The organism is Okeania sp. SIO2F5 (genome assembly GCF_010692685.1).
Classification (GTDB): Bacteria; Cyanobacteriota; Cyanobacteriia; order Cyanobacteriales; family Microcoleaceae; genus Okeania; species Okeania hirsuta.
In genome coordinates this window covers 85,605-104,348 of sequence record NZ_JAAHGU010000013.1, presented here as the reverse complement: position 1 = coordinate 104,348, position 18,744 = coordinate 85,605, and the positions used below count along the sequence as shown (strand labels likewise).

The 18,744-nt window shown below is 35.0% G+C and carries 9 protein-coding genes; 3 read left to right on the top strand and 6 right to left on the bottom strand.

What is annotated here, in order from left to right:
* Positions 1-41: 41 nt before the first annotated feature.
* On the bottom strand, positions 42-6,257 hold the full coding sequence (locus F6K27_RS08045; RefSeq protein ID WP_287274979.1) for a glycosyltransferase: 6,216 nt from the start codon (positions 6,255-6,257) through the stop codon (positions 42-44).
* Between F6K27_RS08045 and F6K27_RS08040 the strand changes: the two genes are divergently transcribed.
* The gene (locus F6K27_RS08040) at positions 6,248-6,451 is read left to right on the top strand and encodes a hypothetical protein (RefSeq protein WP_287274977.1); all 204 of its coding nucleotides are present in this window, start codon (positions 6,248-6,250) and stop codon (positions 6,449-6,451) included. The genes F6K27_RS08045 and F6K27_RS08040 overlap by 10 nt on opposite strands.
* Positions 6,452-7,016: 565 nt before the next feature.
* Here the strand turns inward: F6K27_RS08040 and F6K27_RS08035 are convergent.
* From F6K27_RS08035 to F6K27_RS08020, 4 genes are all read right to left on the bottom strand, one after another.
* Positions 7,017-9,833: a methyltransferase gene (locus tag F6K27_RS08035; RefSeq protein WP_287274975.1), complete on the bottom strand. Its 2,817-nt coding sequence runs from the start codon at positions 9,831-9,833 to the stop codon at positions 7,017-7,019.
* 1,488 nt (positions 9,834-11,321) lie between these two features.
* Positions 11,322-12,701: an ABC transporter ATP-binding protein gene (locus F6K27_RS08030; protein ID WP_287274974.1), complete on the bottom strand. Its 1,380-nt coding sequence runs from the start codon at positions 12,699-12,701 to the stop codon at positions 11,322-11,324.
* A 358-nt stretch (positions 12,702-13,059) separates the two neighbouring features.
* Positions 13,060-13,911, bottom strand: coding sequence for an ABC transporter permease (locus tag F6K27_RS08025; RefSeq protein WP_287275064.1), 852 nt, complete (start codon positions 13,909-13,911; stop codon positions 13,060-13,062).
* A 234-nt stretch (positions 13,912-14,145) separates the two neighbouring features.
* A complete protein-coding gene (locus F6K27_RS08020) occupies positions 14,146-14,679 on the bottom strand; it encodes a hypothetical protein (RefSeq protein ID WP_287274973.1) in 534 nt (177 codons plus the stop codon).
* 68 nt (positions 14,680-14,747) lie between these two features.
* On the opposite strand from F6K27_RS08020, the gene ruvB reads away from it, so the two are divergent.
* Together ruvB and F6K27_RS08010 are read left to right on the top strand one after the other, a co-directional pair.
* Positions 14,748-15,902, top strand: a complete 1,155-nt coding sequence (ruvB, locus tag F6K27_RS08015) for a Holliday junction branch migration DNA helicase RuvB (RefSeq protein ID WP_287274970.1) — start codon at positions 14,748-14,750, stop codon at positions 15,900-15,902.
* A gap of 276 nt (positions 15,903-16,178) precedes the next feature.
* On the top strand, positions 16,179-17,384 hold the full coding sequence (locus F6K27_RS08010; RefSeq protein ID WP_287274968.1) for an RNA-guided endonuclease TnpB family protein: 1,206 nt from the start codon (positions 16,179-16,181) through the stop codon (positions 17,382-17,384).
* Positions 17,385-18,084: 700 nt separating this feature from the next.
* On the opposite strand, the gene F6K27_RS08005 is transcribed toward F6K27_RS08010, so the two are convergent.
* Entirely contained in the window at positions 18,085-18,651 is a 567-nt protein-coding gene (locus tag F6K27_RS08005) for a helix-turn-helix domain-containing protein (RefSeq protein ID WP_287274966.1), read from the bottom strand.
* Positions 18,652-18,744: the final 93 nt, after the last annotated feature.

Here is an 18,744-nt window from a genome sequence, read left to right as displayed (position 1 = left end):
ATATAACTCTAATTTGGAAATTATTAGTAACATTAAACTCACTAATTAATCCGTACATCTGTGCCATAATCCCTGTGTGCTAATTTATCTAAATAAAAGTATGCTTCTCTGAATATTTGACCATAAGTTTCTGTCATTTCAGCAAAAGTATTTAATGACTCCAGTACATATTTAGAATTATCTGCGAGTCGATGACGCAATGCTTCATCTATCAATAAAGATGTCAAAACATTTGCTAATTCTTCTGGGTTATCGGGAGTATAGAATAAACCATTAATATTTGGTTTTACTTGTTCAACTATGCCAAAAACTGGAGTAGTAACTATGGGTAAATCATAAGCCATTGCTTCTAATATGACTCTTGGGAAACTCTCGACCCGAGAAGTACAAACAAATATATCTGCTGCTTGATAATATTTGGCTGTTTCTGGAGTTTCTTTGACTATTTCTACTCGCTGTTGAATTTCTTCTGGTAATTCAGTCAAAAGTTCGTGTAATTTTAAACTGTAAAGATTTGGGCGATCGCCTACTAGAAAACATTTGATTTTTTGACTTTCTGCTTCAGGAATAAATGATAAGGCTTTTACTAAATCGTGTTGACCTTTCCTATCGCAAACAGTACCTAATAATAGAATGACAATTTCATCATTTTTGACTTCTAAAGTTGACCTTGCCGATTGTTTTGACCATTTCTGAGCTGCTGATTTTAATAATTGTAAATCTAAGCCATTATGTACGACGGTAAAGTTGTGATGACTATTCAAAGGTAAGTATCTATTTCGAGTAGCATCTGCCACAAAAATTATTCGATAAGGATAGCGGAAACATTCTAATGCTCTAGCAGCTATCTCTGTGCCAAACCGATTAAAATAAGTTTGCCAAGGCTCACTTTCATGTACATTCCAGACACTGGGAATATTTAACATCTGAGCGACATCTACCATGAAAAAGTTTTCTAAAGTATTGATATACATAACATCAATATTTAGTGCTTTTATTTGTTTGGCAAAACTAGCTAAAGCTTCATCATAAATATCTCTTTGATAAATATGTTCTAGTGGATTATCTAGAACAACAACCTGAATATTATGCTGTTGATAAATTTCTCTCAACTCTCCATCATTGACAGAAAAAATTATTGGTTCAACAATTCCATCATTTGCCAATTTTAGGGCAATTTCTAATTGATGAAGTGGCGCACCAGTCAGGTCTAAGGAATTACTACACATCAATAATTTAATTCTGGGAAAAATGTCTTTCATCTTAGCGAGTAAGTTTTCCTCACTATAATTAACCAGTTCGTTTATTTCTGGTTGATTTGGAGAATTTGCCTCTACTGACAAATTATTTATTTCTGGTTGATTTAGAGAATTTCCCACTTTTGTCGGATTATTTATTTGTGATTCTGGCTGAGACTCATTAACTTTTGCCTGACTATTTATTGGTGGTTGATTTAGAGAATTTCCCACTTTTGCCGGATTATTTATTTCTGGTTTATATAGAGAGTTATCAACATTTTCGAGAATATTTATATCTGATTTTTTCTGAGACTCATCAACTTCTTCCTTCTTGCTTCTTCCTTCTTTCTTCCCTATAAAATTTAATTCTGATTCATTAGGATAATTATGAAATTCTGACTCCTGACTCCTGACTCCTGATTCCTGATTCCTAACTCCTAATTTTTGACTTTTGACTTTTGACTTTTTAATTCCTTCTTCCTTCTTGCTTCTTCCTTCTTCCTTCCCAATAAAATATCGTCTTGGTTGAATTTCAAATAATTCACTTTCTAGAGAAAAATGAGGACTATAAAATCTATCAACCATCTGAGAATATTTCTGACGATAATTTGCTTCTTCTTGGGGATTATCAGAATAACCGCGACTCGTTCCTTCCTTATGAATTAACTCAGCATCTGGACAATAAACTGAACGATAACCTCTTTCTAAAAGTCGATAACCATAGTCAGCATCATTATAAGCAACGGCAAAATTTGACTCATCAAAACCACCCAAATCTAAAAATAATTGCCGGGAAGTTAACATACAAGCAGCAGTTACTGCCGAATAATTTCTTGACACAAAAGCTTGAGAAAGATAACCCCTATTTTCACTATGTAATAATTTAAAAGCATGACCTGCTAAACCATGATGTAAACCATGAATTACTCCTGCGTGTTGAATCCTTTTATCGGGATATATTAATTTGGCACCCACTGCACCAACACCAGGAAATTGTGCATAACCAATCATTTGACTTAACCAGTTAGGAGAAATAACCTCCGTGTCATTATTTAAAAATAGAATATATTCACTATCAACCTGTTCTACAGCACGATTATTAATTGCAGCAAAATTAAACTTACCCCCACTGTTAGGAATAGAAATAACTGATATATTTGCCGACCTAGAAAATGAACTTTTTAGATTTGCAAAATATTCTAAAATTTCAGGTTCATCACTCTCATTATCAATCACAAATATTTGATAATTCTCATAAGTAGTCTTTCTCAAAGACTCAATACAACTCTTCAATAACTTGACTTGATTTTTAGTCGGAATAATAATACTTACCGACTTACCTTCGTCCGGAAAAGTAGCTTTAAAAATTCCCAAATTTTCTCGCACTGCCCAATCTGGTTGATAAATATCTCCCTTCACACCACGACGTTTTAAACTTTCTTGAACCGCTCTTTCACCTGCTAGAAAACTTTTCGGTTTTTCCCCACCAGAAATAGCAGTCGAACCAGGAGAAGTTCGCCAATGATATAACACCAAAGGTAAATGCCCAACTTCGCGAGAAATTTCTGTTGCTCTTAAAGCAAAATCATAATCTTGAGACCCTTCAAAACCAATTCTTAAACCTCCAACTCTGTCAAAAATTTCTTTTCTAACTACACACAAATGACCCATATACATATAGGAAAGTAACAGCTCTGGAGAATATTCCGGTTTAAATTGAGGGTCGAATCTTTTGCCTTCCACATTAATTTTGTCATCGTCCGAATAGAGAAAATCTGTCTCTGGATTTTGACTTAAATATAAAGCCACCTCTCCCAAAGCATCCGGGGTAAGTTCATCATCATTATCTAAAAAGAGAATAAAATCTCCCGTAGCAAGTTCAGCAGCAGAATTCGTCGCAGCACTAATATTTCCATTTTCAGAACGGAATATTAACTTAATCCGACAGTCTTTCTCAGCCATTTCTGTCAAAAATTCCCGAATATCTGGATTACTACTACAATCATCCGCTATACAAAATTCCCAATTTTGGTACACTTGGTTTAGTACACTGGCGATTGCTTTGTCTAAAAATTCCACAGGTGGATTATAAACTGGCATAACCACAGAAATTTTAGGCAAAACTGTCTGACAACTCTCTAACCGAGAAATTAAATATTGAACCGAGCGATCGCCCCAGTTATTTACAGCCAACCAAGCGTCATAAATATCTATAGTTTCTGGCACTACAAATCCAGGAGGCGGTAATAATTCCCCCTCTTGCCATTGTTCCTGTCGATATATCTGTAATATTTGTCTGGCAATACCAGGTAATTCTGAAGGTAGGGGGATGATGCGACCTAACCTTTGTTTCCTTTCCGCAGTCCGTTTCCGAATCGCTTTGGCAAATTTGGATAACTGCTGAAATTTATCCTTAGCTTTTTCCCAGAAACTATAACGTCTTAGTTTTAAAATTTCTGAGCAAGGGAAACCGACTATTTCCCCATTTTCCAAATGTGCTTCTAAACTAACTTGCCATTTTCCGGGTGGAAGTTCGACCGTTGCTTCAAACCCACTATCTGAACTTCCGAATAAGTTAGGGAAAACTTCTCCCACATCTTTTCGACGCAAACCATAAGCGCAGTCTACGGAAATATCCCCACATTTGAGAACTAATTTTGTAATTTTCTGTTCTGGATGGCAACACCAACCCGCAAATAAAATTACCCCCTCCCCTTGTTGCCAGTCTGTAGGTGCATCAAAATTTGCTTCGACTGTAGATACTGATATTGGATAGGAGGCAAATTTATGCCACTTTCCTTTTTTATCCTGTGCTTCGAGAATTAATTGATAATTTCCTGGGGAGAGTTGTATATATACTTGGAAACCGGAGTTTTCCGCAGTAGGAATGTCTGGATATTGTTGGGCAACATCTGGTCGCGAGATACCATAGTTACCAGGAAAAATTTCGCCTCCCACTTTGGCACGAATAGTTTGGATGTTAAGACTACCGCTATGGAAACACCAACCTACTATTTGTATCTGGGAGTTAGAAATTTTCCAGTTAGTAGGGGAGTCGATGGAGAAAAATAAGTGCTGTGATAGCTTGCTTAATTTCCCTTTCAGACCAAACCACTTTTCCCGCAGTTTCCAAAACTTGGAAGATTTCATGGCAGACATTTCCACCCTAAGTGTTTCAGTTTCTAGATGTTGGACGTTTAATTCAGCTTGAATTTGCTCTAGTTGAGTTTGAGTTTGCCCTAATTCTGTTTCTAAAAGTTGAATTTTATCCTGAGATTGGACTAATTTTACTTGAGTACCATTTAATATTCCTTCTGTTTTTCCTAATTCTGTTTCTAACAGTTGAATTTTATCCTGAGATTGGACTAATTTTACTTGAGTACCATTTAATATTCCTTCTGTTTTTCCTAATTCTGTTTCTAACAGTTGAATTTTGTCCTGAGATTGGACTAATTTTACTTGAGTACCATTTAATATTCCTTCTGTTTTTCCTAATTCCGTTTCTAACAGTTGAATTTTACTTTGAGACTCTTGTAACTTAGCGATATTACCGTTAAGTTGTTGTTGAGTTTGACCAAATTCTGTTTCTAAAAGTTGAATTTTATCCTGAGACTCTTGTAACCTAATTTTATTTCTTTCAAGTTGAACTTGGGTTTGCCCTAACTCTGTTTCTACCCCTAATAATTTTTTCTGAGATTCAGTTAGTTTTACCAGAGTACCATCCAGTTGAACTTGAGCTTTACCTAGTTCTGTTTCTAGACCTAATATTTTGGCTAAAGCTTCTTGAAATCTTGTCGCTGAATTATGAAGTTTTGCTTGAGCTTGACCTAAATCTATTTCTAATCCAATGATTTTCTTTTGAGACTCATCTAGTTTAATTTTTGTACTTTCAAATTGCGCCTGAGCTTGCCCTAGTTTGATTTCTAATGTGGAAATTTTGGTTTGATGTTCTTGGAATTTTCTTTCTTTACCGTCAAGTTTAGTTTGGGTTTCACCTAGTTCTCTTTCTAGTACTTCTAATTTTTTAACAGACTCTTGGAGTGTAACTTCTCTGCTATCCAGTTGTTGCTGAGTTACACCCAGTTCTTTTTCTAGATTATGTACTTTATGCTGTGCTTCTTGGAAAATTTCTTGCCATTTTTTCAAGTCTGTTTCTAACAGATTAATTTGTTTTTCTAAACCTCGAATATTCGACCAATCTTGAAATTCCCATAATTGGCGATTGTTCTGGATATTTGTGATTAATTCTGCTCCTGACTCGCCACCTAAACCTATTTTTTCTAGTTGTTGATAAATCTCTAATGTTTCTGGGAAATATTTTTCTATTAGGTTAGGTCTACTGGTTTTAATAATATCCTTTACTAACAAAGATTCTTCAAAATTTCCTGGGGTAGGTGTTGGTAAGTCTATTTCAAACTTATCATTAACTGCTTGAATAAAACCTTCAGGATTTTTGCCAATACTATCAACCTTTGCTATTAAACATTGCTGAGAAAAACTTTGATAAAAATCTAAGATTCTTTGATTAGAATTCAGCCACATTTTCACAGCTATTTCTGGCTGTTCCAATAAATTTTCATCCGTAGCTCGTCGATAAAGTGAATCTACTACTTCCCACGGCGAACGATAGACAAAAATAAACTTAGCATCTGGCAATAAGTTTAACCAAAAGTTTAAAAATAATGTTGTTCTTGGGTCTTTCCATCCCCAGATTTTTCCTAAATTATCTTGAGCTTCTCCACGGTTTTTAATTAATCGTTTAGCCGCCTTTAAATATTGTTTCTTGACGGGAATTTCTGTAATTTCAACATTACTTCCTAAATCATCCAAACCTTGGGAACCTAATATTCCTTTTTGCAGTTCCACAAATTCGATATCTTCAAAATGCCCCCTAATATTTCCATATTCCGGCCTCACTAATTTCTCTCCAATATTTACCCCTACACTCTGAAATAAAGAAGCTGTTAATGAGGTTCCCGAACGGTGCATTCCTGTAATAATAAAAACTGTTGATTTCATCTAATTTTTCTCCTGATATTAAGCAAAGTTGTAAGCAAACAGCTATCAGCTATCAGCTATCAGCTATGAGTTATTATCGCACCGAAGTCCGAATTAGTCTCCAAAGAGAATTAAAAGTTATGTTTACTTCTGCATTTCCTACCGAAAGAAAGCAGAAGTTAAAAGTCATACATTTAAAAGTCAATCATTTTTGATTTGTAATTGTTTGAGAATTTTGTAACTGGTCAGTTATTTTCCCCATCCTGCACTAGGGATATTCTGTCTGTAATTACAGCATTTAACTTGACAACTACTTCTCCAGAATACTGAGGAACTTCTACTTCTATTACTGCATATAATTTCATTGAATTTTTCTCCTGATGTTAGGCAAAATTGGCAATATTTCAAGATACCATTACTTTTTGTTCTGCTGCTAGTGCTAGTGCCACTACACGGAAGTTAAAAGTCTAGCATTTAAAAGTCAATCATTTTTGATTTGTAATTGTTTGAGAATTTTGTAACTGGTCAGTTATTTACGCCATCTTGTACTAGGGATATTCTGTCTATAATTACAGCATTTAACTTGACAACTACTTCTCCAGAATACTGAGGAACTTCTACTTCTATTACTGCATATAATTTCATTGAATTTTTCTACTGATGTTAGGCAAAATTGGCAATATTTCAAGATACTATTAATTTGACAACTACTTCCCCAGAATACTGATAAATTTCTACTTCTACTACCCCATATAATTTCATCTAATTTTTCTCCTGATTTTAAGCAAAATTTGCAAAATTCCAAGATACCATTACTTCCTGCTCTGTTGCTAGGGATATTCTATCTGTAATTACAGTAGTTAATCTGACAAATACTTCCCCAGAATACCGAGGAATTTCTACTTCTACTACCGCATAATTAGTTTTGCCAAATATATGATTGTGATTAAAAGGAATAGTTTTTTGCACTAATATTTTTCCATCCTCACTCTTAATAATCTCAATTTCACATTCTATTGAATAAGCAGCAATAGGTTCTATTTGTGGATAAACTCGAAATCTTTTTTGACCTTCAATTTGAAATTTAATTTCAGTCTGACACTTATCACTACCCGGCAGAATTTTTTCAGCAAATTTCCAAGTTTCTCCACTATCAAAAAAAGGTAGTTCCTCAACCTCTGTTTTTACTTGCCTATTTGTTTGGCTATCCGACAAATTTTTAGTTTCTTCATTATCAGATATGAGTATTTTTTCCGCTTCTATCTTTTTTCCTATTATTTCTTCCTTTGCATTTCCAACTTCTTCCTCCTTGCCAAAATTCTTAACTTCTAACTTCTGACTTCTGACTTCTGAGACTTCTAACTTCTTCCTTCCAACTTCTTCCTTCCAACTTCTTCCTTCCAACTTCTTCCTTCCAACTTCTTCCTTCTTCCTTCTTCCTTCTTCCTTCTTCCTACTTAAAGGTTGAGCAACTAAACCACCAGAAATTGGCTTTTGTAAAATATATAAATCTTGCCCATTTGCCATATTACTTTGAGGAAATCTTTTAATATGTTTGAACATAGAAAATATTTCCTGATAAGCTGCTGGTGTATGTACTGCTGAAACAGTATGTTGACCTTGACCATCTACTTCTCCTTGATGGTCTAGATACAAAAATAATCCCTCTTCTCCAATACTATACATTTCAGCTTGATGAGTATTTCCAGTGCGAAAAATATCATAAACTATCGGAAAAAATTGAGGTCCGTGAAGTGTCATAAATAATATTCCACCAGGGCGTAATACTCGATAAATATCCCAGGCCCAAAGATGTTGTAAATCTAAACGTAGGTGAGTGAATACTGAGACAGCATTAACTAGGTCAAATTGATTATTTTCAAAAGGTAATGGAGGTTGAATATTGTTATGTTTGACTGTAGCAAATTTGATATTTTCTTCACACCATTCAGCACATTCAGGAAAAACATCACAACCAAATAGTTTTTGATTGGGCAAAAGTTCTGGTTTAAATGCCATTAAATAACGTCCTACTCCACAGCCAAAATCTAGAATATTCTCAAATTGATGAAAATCAAATCCTGCTTTTTGCAGATAATTTTTTACTGTATATTTTAGGTCATCAAATGAACTAAGAAAGGCTTTAACACTAGAGTTGCCACTAATTCTGAGTAATAGATGGTTTGGTGGTAATAAGACGATGGAATTAACTGGAGAAATATTAACGACTCGCTCTAAATGGAAATTATTAATAATTTTGACCAAGATAACGTCATCTGGGGATAAATGTTCGCTGTTAATGCTGCATGACCATTGATATTTTTGAATTTTGCTTTCGTATTTTGGCAAACAGCTTTTTACTTTTATTCCATTTACTAAAACAGCTACTTCTTCTACTTTTTCTTCAGGATTAATATCTGCTGCCCATCCTTCTATATAAATGTCTCCTGTAGATGTAACTTCGATACTTCTACAACCACCATCAGGATGACAATAAAAGTTTAATAATTTATCTCTTTGTTCCTGAACTTCTCCCTTTTTAACTTCTCCCTTTCCAACTTCTCCCTTTCCAACTTCTGAATTTTGACTTTTGACTTTTGAATTGATAGCTTCTCCCTTTCCAACTTCTCCCTTTCCAACTTCTGAATTTTGACTTTTGACTTTTGAATTGATAGCTTCTCCCTTCCCAACTTCTTCCTTTCCAACTTTTGACTTTTGACTTTTGACTTTTGAATTGATAAAAACTTCTTCCTTTATTACTTTTGAATTTTGACTTTTGATTTTATAACTTCTTCCTTCTTCCTTCTTCCTTCTTCCTTCTTTATTCCACAGAATATATAGATCGTGGTATCCACAAAGACCTTTTTTAATCCGATGCCATTTTGCTTTTCCCTTAGTTGCTTGGTGAATAATTTTACCTACCCATTTTTCTCCTACATAAGTAACTCCATAATCTTCAGTTTTGAGAAAAAGACTCTCACTTTCTGGAGTAAAGTAAATTTCTTCTGCATCTTTTTCTGTCTCTATAGTCATTAAAGATAAGTCATGGGTACTAAAGATTAATATGCCGTTTTCTGTCAACAAACTATATAACTTTTCTAACCAACCACTGAAAGTATTTTCTGGAGTATGACTAAAAAATGAACAGGCAAAAATGCAGTCAAATTTTTGATTTAGTTGATAATCTTCAGGATGATTAGTTGACACTATCCCCTCTACTTCAAATAATTTTTTTTGAAACTCTACTGATTGAGGATAAATATCAGAAATCCAAATTTTATGAACTGGTATTTCCTGAACTAAAAATCTACTAAAACGCCCATACCCACTCGCAAAATCTAGAAAAGAAGAGATATTTTCAAAGCCATCAAAATGCCATTCTACAATTTGTTTAACTGCATCTAATATTCTTTTACCATTAGAAAAATATCGTAGTAGTGCTTCATCAATGTTTCCTTCAGTATTTTTCAAAGCATAGAGATACATTTCATCTTGTGGATGAATATTTACCTTGATTTCTTCAGGTTTTCTAGTTTGGTCTTGAATAAATATATCTATAATTAGCTGATTATCTATTTCATTTTTTTCAGGATTCATATTTTTAAATAGGTGTTAGGTTTTAGGAGAAGTACAAATAAAGAAGGAAGTTATGCTTAAGGAAAAATTGCATGAGGATAATCTTCTACACGCCACTTCGTGTCTTATAACCCCAAACAATTTTAAGCACTCCCTTTGAGTAGAAAATTAGATTTCAAGGTTCCCCTTGTAAAGAGGACAAAAAAAGAAAATTCAGTATTTTAAGCCTTCTGCTTTCCTACGGAATGCTGCGCAAACAGTAGGAGGTACTATTAACTGATAACTGAAATGACTGTGGGGTATTAAACCTGCCATACAAAAGATAATTTGACTGTAATTCAATATGCTTCAGAGCAGACAAAAGTTTATCTGATAGAAAGCGTAAAAATCAACTTTTGTACATCACATATTTGCCCAAAAAATTCTTAATTGAACCGTATTGTACTGTATTAATTTTATAGCAGTCGAAGGAAAGATTAACACAGTTCAAAAGTCTAAAACTCAGACAAAGTAATACTTTTCCTTCTTTATCCTTCCTTCTGCTATACATAAGCATAAGAAGAGTATTTTTTATTTAACTTAATAGCAGTTTTCACAAAGGTAGACTACAGAACTTCTGCCTTCTACCTTTAAGCCAAAATATCTGCTTTTTATGTTAATGGAAACTGCTATAATTTACGGCTGTAATTAAAAGTATTTACCGAATAATTAAGGTTTAAAGCCTCTCCTTTAAAGGAGAAACAAGCGGTCGTTCGCGACAGCGGAACGGAGTTCTCTCTTCGGAGCTTCCCGTAGGGTGGGATGGCGATCTTCGGAGCGGGTCTGCAAGAACGGGTCTCCTCGCCATATCCAATCGACCAAGAGAGAAAAAATTTTCCTTTTATTCAATCCTGTTCCTTTTAGGGATAGGTAATTATCAATTATCAATTATCAATTATCAATTATCAATTATCAATTATCAATTATCAATTATCAATTATCAATTATCAATTATCAATTATCAATTATCAATTATCAATTATCAATTATCAATTATCAATTATTGAAATCTACTTTAAAATTAATTTTATTTCTTTCTCCTTCAATAGCTACAATAAAATTTTTCCCACAACTATTTAGCATTAATATACTTGTATTCCTGCTCACTCCAAACTCCTTTGCGTTGCTCTATAGATAGAAACTCTACCTAATACCATTTTGAAAAAAGAATGTTACGAATAATAAGCGTGATTAAAAGACTTTAAAGGAGATGTCTCTTTGACATAAAAGAGAATTTCCTAGCTCAAAACTGGTATTGAAGCCATTCCTATACGACTCCTGACTCCTAAGAAATATCCTAGCTATTTGTAGCAAAAATTTATCAATTTGGTATAACTCCTTTTCTTCTCAGTTATATAGGATTTCTCAGTAAGCGTGAGGTACACTTTTATCTTTACTTCACTATTGCCTGTTGCCTGTTGCCTGTTGCCTAAAACAAACGAATTTTGTACCTTACCAGCATGGTAATTGCTATATAAATGTCATATTTCTAATCTTTAAACTAGGTTCTATTAAAAAGTCAACTACTCCCGTACCACATGAATCACTACAATGCTGTACTCTAAACATAGCAATATCAATGCAACGAGATAAATAAGTTAGATGGTCGCCTGCCATACCCACAACTCCAGCATTTAAAAAATATACCCCAGGATTTAGCAAACATTTAAACTTAAATTTAACGATAACTTTCTGTTGTGCTTCTATATATTCTACTGATTTAGTATAACCATGTAATGATGCTCCACCTAAGTCAAATCCACTCAGAGTTTTAATCAACATTCCAAACCTAACTTTAGATGTAGAGTTAATAAATTTTACTGTATAGGTATAGTAATATTCTCGACGATTAATTAAATGGTTTACTCTCTTACCATCCAAAGTAATAATGTGAGGGTCAATAATTTCCGACCCTTTGTTAGGATAATGTATCGTATTTGAAGGTATCATTTCCGGGTCATAAATTTCTTCATATTCTGTTGATTCTGAAATTTTATTTTCACTACTTTGTTCTGATTGAGATGATTGTTCATCTGTTTCTTCATCATCCAAGAAATCCTTAACTGTTAAATTAGGAATCTGACGAATTTCTTCCCTAATTGATGGAATTTTATCAGGAAAAGCATAAATTAATTTCTGATATTTAGATACCACATATTTAGGAGCATGATAAAGTAACATTTCACCATGATCCATCAAAATTGCTGAATCACAAAGTTGTACAACTGTTGAAGCAGCATGAGATACAAATAAAATTGTACCTCCCCTTTCTTGAATGTCTTGAATACGAGCAAAACACTTTCTCTGAAATGCTTCATCTCCCACCGAAAGTGCTTCATCAACTACTAAAATATCTGGATCAACACTTGTCGCCACAGCAAATCCCAACCTAATAAACATTCCACTAGAATAAGTTTTTACAGGCTCGTCAATAAAATCTCCAATGTCAGCAAAACCAGCAATTTTATCAAATTTTTCCTCTATTTCTGATGGTTTTAATCCTAATAATTGACCGTTAAAAAAAACATTTTGTCTACCTGTAAACTCTGGATTAAATCCACTCCCAAGTTCCAAAAGTGCAGAAACTCTACCTTGAACTTTTACCGTTCCAGTTGTCGGTGTAAGAGTACCAACAATTATTTGTAGAAGAGTACTTTTTCCCGAACCATTCCGCCCCACAATTCCTAAAGTATGCCCTCTTTCTATTTCTATATTTATATTTTGCACTGCCCAAAATTCATCAGCACGACTTTTTCCTGGGAATAGAATTTCTTTTAAACGGTCTACCGGATGCCCATATCGTTTAAAGCATTTAGAAACATTTTGCAGTGAAATTACAGTTTCAGCCATGAATTTTCTGGGAAATATTAACTAGCTATCAGAATTTCAGCATTTCCGTCAGGAAACACTTTTTCATCTTTTATATAACAGGTAAGACTGGTAGTTAACAATTAATAATTAATTATTAATTATTCGATTTTCACAGAGCTTTGATTATTGAAAAAGTAAGTATTTGTCAGCATTACTATACTATCTATTTGTTTGATAGAAAAAGATATTTTTATTTATAAAACATCTGCAAAAGCCGGACGTAATTTTATGTACACCCACAAGGTAAAATTTTCACAGAGCTTTGATTATTGAAAAAGTAAGTATTTGTCAGCATTACTATACTATCTATTTGTTTGATAGAAAAAGATATTTTTATTTATAAAACATCTGCAAAAGCCGGACGTAATTTTATGTACACCCAAAAGCCAAAATAAAATATTAATACAGACATCAAAGCAGCAATTCCTAACTCTCCCCAGTGTTTAATTTCTCCTACTAAAACCAGGTCTCGATATACTTCAGCGATCGCTGTTAAAGGATTACACCAAAATACCCATATTCGCCAATTTTCAGGAATTACAGATGCCGGATATACTATCGGTGTAACGTAAAACCAAAGATTTAAAATTACTCCTAAAGTCTGAGGAATATCCCGTAAAAATACTGTTAATGCTGCGGTAAAATAACCTAAACCTGCCGTTAATAAAAGCTGCGGTAAAAATACTATCGGTAATAGCAATAATGTTTGATGGAGTACCCCAGATGATATACATACCATTCCTGTTAAAACTATTAATCCAAATGTACTTTCTATAAAAGTTGAAAAAACCGGAACTAAAGGTAGTAAACTAAGGGGAAATACTACTTTTTTGACTAAGTTGGGCTGTCCAATCACAGATCCAGAAGCTTGAGTTAATCCATTAGTAAAAGCTAGCCAAGGAATTAACCCAGCAAATAACCATAATCCAAAAGTAACCTTACTATCTTCAGGTAGCCCTTCTAGGTTAAGCTTGACTTTAAGAATAATTGAGAAGACGTAGGTATAAATTAAAAGTTGGGATAGTTGATTAAGTAGTGGCCATAAATTACCCAGAATTGAGCCTTTATATCTAGCTTCTAAATCTCTTCGTACTAATGTTAATAGTAGGTTCAGATTTACCAACCAATAAGTATTTACCACGGTTAGCCACCTACTAACCCTGCTAGTTTCGCGGACAATTCCTTTCATAGTCCTACTATTTTCCGTTTTTTCCTCTACACCACACTCAAGCAAAATTGCCCATATTAAGTGTATATAATCTACTGTTTCCATCTACTACACAATCAGCAGTTTCATCACTTTTTGCTAGTAGACGGCTACAGTTTTTGAGATTATATCAGGGCATTGCTCAAAATACTCTCTACAAATTAAAGTTATTACAAGATATATGTGGTATACTTAAATGTTTAAGCTAATAAAAAACTAAGAAAGTAATGGTTCAATTGCTTGCTGAATGACCTTTAATTGTTCATCATCGTAGCCCCAACGTTCCAGAAACTGTTTGTAATTTCCCACTCCAGTAGTTGTACTTTGATATAACTCCTCAATCTCACCTTTTAAGCTGGGAATATCCATGCTTTTAATTAATCTTGTGGTTCGCGATCGCACTGTTTCTGATTGGGAGGCTGTCTCCTGGTCTTGATTTCTTTGATGATGGACTACCATTGCCGAACACATGGCCAAATTTTTGACTAATAATTCTGTCACTGTTTCTGGAGATGATTCCAGCGCTCTAAATATTGATGGTGAGGGATTATCGGCTAAAGGTCTAGAGTCTGTAAGATATGCAACGAAAAATCCTCTAGCACCATTTTTACTTTTGACTAAATCTCCAATTAATGATTCTATTTCGGCTGCCGATATCTGGCCTTTTTCCATCTCAGTCATTATTTCTTGAGTCAAGGCGATCGCTTCTTCAAATGTTAAATTTTCCGGTACAGATAATGATGTTGTCATAGTGAAGGACAATTAATTAAATCAACTCTTTGTATCATAATAAGGATGTTAGAACTCATTTCCCAACTATGGCCATAATATCTTCCAAAAAACAATCTCCACAACCAGAAAGGCCAGATAAAAACATTTTCTTAGCCTCAGAAAGTAAAAGTTCATATAAAACCAAAAAATCAAAATCCAAAAGTGAAACAGACGAAATAGAAGCTTTATTAGAAGCACAGACAACTGCAGAAGACAAAAATAATAGTAACAACGAAGAAAAAATTCGACCCCAAAAGTTAGCAGAATATATCGGACAAAAAGACCTGAAAGAAGTATTAAATATTGCGATTTCGGCGGCTAAATCGAGGAAAGAACCTTTAGACCATCTGCTACTTTATGGCCCTCCAGGGTTAGGGAAAACTACCATGTCTCTAATATTGGCAGCAGAAATGGAAGTTAACTGTAAAATTACTACCGCCCCTGCCATTGAAAAACCGAGAGATATAGTAGGTTTGCTAGTAGGTTTACAAAAAGGGGATGTTCTCTTTATAGATGAAATTCATCGCCTTTCCAAAATGACAGAAGAAATTCTATATCCAGCGATGGAAGATTTTCGGTTAGATATTACAGTGGGTCAAGGTAAAACTGCTAAGACTCGGAGTCTTCCTCTCAAACCTTTTACTTTAGTCGGAGCAACTACCAGGGTAGGGTCTCTAACTTCCCCTCTGCGCGATCGCTTCGGAATTATCCAGAGGTTACGTTTTTATGAGGTTGATGAACTGAGTCTAATTATTCTCCGAGCAGCAAAACTTTTAAATACGGATATTACAGAGGATGGTGCTGAGGAGGTTGCCCGTCGTTCCAGGGGTACGCCTCGAATTGCTAATCGTTTACTTCGGCGAGTGAGAGATTATTCGGAAGTGAAAAAGTTGACCCCTGTGAATGCTGAGGTAGCAAGTGAAGCCTTAGAGTTGTTTAATGTTGACCCTCTAGGTTTAGATTGGACAGACCGTAATTTATTGAGGACGATGATTGAAAATTATAATGGTGGGCCTGCTGGTTTAGAGACAATGGCAGCAGCGACAGGAGAGGATGCTCAAACTATTGAGGAGGTTTATGAGCCATATTTGATGCAGATTGGGTTTATGCAGCGCACTCCTCGTGGTCGGGTTGTGACGGCTGCAGCTTGGAGGCATTTGGGTTTTAGTCCACCCGATGAGCAGTTGAGTTTAAAACTGTGAAATTTTAATTTAGTTATGATTTTGGAGGTAAGCTATTTGTTTTTGTTATAGTTTTTTGAGTCGCAAAATGCTGTAGTTTAGTTTTTTTATAGATAATTTATAGATCAGGAGTTATGAACCGCCGTAAGATTTTTTGCTATGAGATTTATTATTTATCTCAACGTTGGTTGAAGACCCGCGCTCTCCCGCAAGGGAGCGTCGTATGGGAAAACCAATCAATGTTGCGGTTTCACACATGATATGCTAAAATCCCAGTCTTGAATCAGTAAACAGTATATGGTTGAAAAAGCGTACAAATTTAGATTTTACCCTACTCAGTCGCAAGAAAATTTGCTGCGGAGGACTTTGGGTTGTGTGCGCCTCATATACAACAAAGCTTTAGCCGCTAGAACTCAAGCTTGGCATGAAAGCAAAGAACGAGTAGGGTATAAGCAAACTTCTGCTATGCTGACGAACTGGAAAAAACAGGAAGATTTAGATTTCCTAAAAGAAGTTAGCAGTGTTCCATTACAGCAAGGCTTAAGACATCTACAAACAGCTTTTACCAACTTCTTTAGTGGATGTGCCAAATATCCCAACTTTAAGAAAAAGCGCAATGGTGGTAGTGCTGAGTTCACAAAGTCCGCATTTAAGTGGAAAGATGGTCAAGTATATTTGGCTAAATTTTCTGAACCGTTACCTATTAGATGGAGTAGGCAGTTGCCCCAAAACTGTGTGCCAAGTACAATTACCGTAAAACTTGACCCTTCTGGGAGATGGTCAGTGTCTCTGAGAGTCAATGACTCTAGAGATTTAAAACTGAACCCAGTAACCAAACAAGTTGGTATTGATTTAGGAATTACCAGTTTAGTTACTACCAGTGATGGAGAAACATTTGTTAACCCTAAGAATCTAAGCAAATTAGACAAAAAACTGAGATTGGCTCAAAAGTCTCTATCTAGAAAAACTAAGGGATCTAATAACTATCAAAAGGCCAGACTGAAAGTGGCCAGGATACACGCCCGAATTAAAGATTCAAGACTTGACTATACCCATAAGCTAACCACTCAACTAATCAGAGAAAATCAAACTGTTGTCGTTGAGGATTTAGCAGTAAAGAATATGGTCAAGAATCACAAACGAGCAAGAGCAATTAGTGATGCCAACTGGGGAGAATTAGTTAAGCAATTAGAATACAAAGCAGAATGGTACGGTCGTCAACTAATTAAAATTGACAGATATTTCCCTAGTTCTAAGCGTTGTTCTAATTGTGGTCATGTAGTGGAAAAATTACCTCTAAATATTAGAGAGTGGGATTGCCCAGAATGTGCAGCTCACCACGATCGAGATATTAACGCTAGTATAAATATTTTGGCTGCGGGACTCGCAGTATCAGTCTGTGGAGCGACCGTAAGACCTGAAGGGAGTAAACCCCGGAAGGCGGGTGCTATGAAACAGAAAGCCCCTAACAGTGATGTTAAGGAATCCCGCGCTGTCTCGTAGAGCAGCGTCGGGAGGATGTCAAGCAGCGTACTCCTCGCGGTCGGGTTGTTACTTCCCCAGCTTGGAGACATTTGGGTTTTGCTCCGACCGATGAGCAATTGAGTTTAAAGTTGTGAAAAAATAGACACTTATAGATATATTTATCATCACCCTTCATTCAAAGAAAATCTCAAAACTTGGAGTAAGTCTCTACTGAGTAAAGGCAGTGAAACAGTAGTAACTGAAATAGTAAAAGAAGGAGTTAAACGAGTTATTTCTCTTGCTATGACAATGCTAGTTGAGATACATAATCCAAAAATTTTCTCACTAAAAGTATTAGTTGAGAGAAGATTAAGACGAAGAAGAATAAGAAGAACTAACTAATGTTATTAGATGCCTACCTCATCTACCTCTACCAGTAGGTGAGGCTTTTTGCTTTAAATCTATTTTAGATAGATGCAAAAAGTTGACTTCTTTGATGTTCCCAACTTCAATAATTATAGTTATGGTATGGGATTCTTGCTTCTTTAAGATTGCTTCTTAACTAGATTTATAACCTCCAAGGGAAAACTGTAAAATGAAGTATAAAATTGAGACTTATTTTGGCGATCGCTACATCTTTTTTTATATAAATAGCCGAAACTAGACAGCAAAAAATAGAACAAAACATAGACACTGCTGAAAAGTCTTCTTTCTCCAACTAACTATTTATATCAATTATTTAATTTCTTCTCTGATTACCCTTCTTTTTCGGCTTTCTATTTTTGGCTTTTGATTTTTTATTCTTGAACCTCGCTCTCTGTTCAACCACTTCAGGAGGAGGACCGTAATCCCCATCCGAAAAATATACTCGCTCTACAATATGTTGTGGTTCTACTTCAATCCACAGACGAGCCCCACCAGCTTGACTTTTATTTGGATCGTGAGGTTGATAAATGATTTGACAAGGTCCATGAATTTTCAGAGCATGGCAATAACCCTTTTTACTTCCCACTTTCACGGCAACTGCCGGATGAGAAGTTTTATTGTCTCGGTTATAGTCAATAGTCTTTCGTAGAACATGAATAAAGGTATTGCCTGTCCGTCTATTCTTGTTCCAAGTTCCTTGAGGACCACGACGACCGGGTTTAATTCCTGGCATTCCTCGATGGTTGAGAGGAATCATCCAAAGTCTTTTTACCTTGTAAGCACCGATAACTCTATTTTGGTTGAGTAACTCCCGCAACCGACCAGTGGAAATATTGAGTAAAAAAGCAGCTTGTGTAGTAGTAACTAAAGATACAGTCATAAGTACAACGTTGGGGTTTTTAGATATTAGATAATAAATAAAATTTTGGAAATGCAAAAAACACTATCTTAAAGTAATCTCAAAAAAGACCTT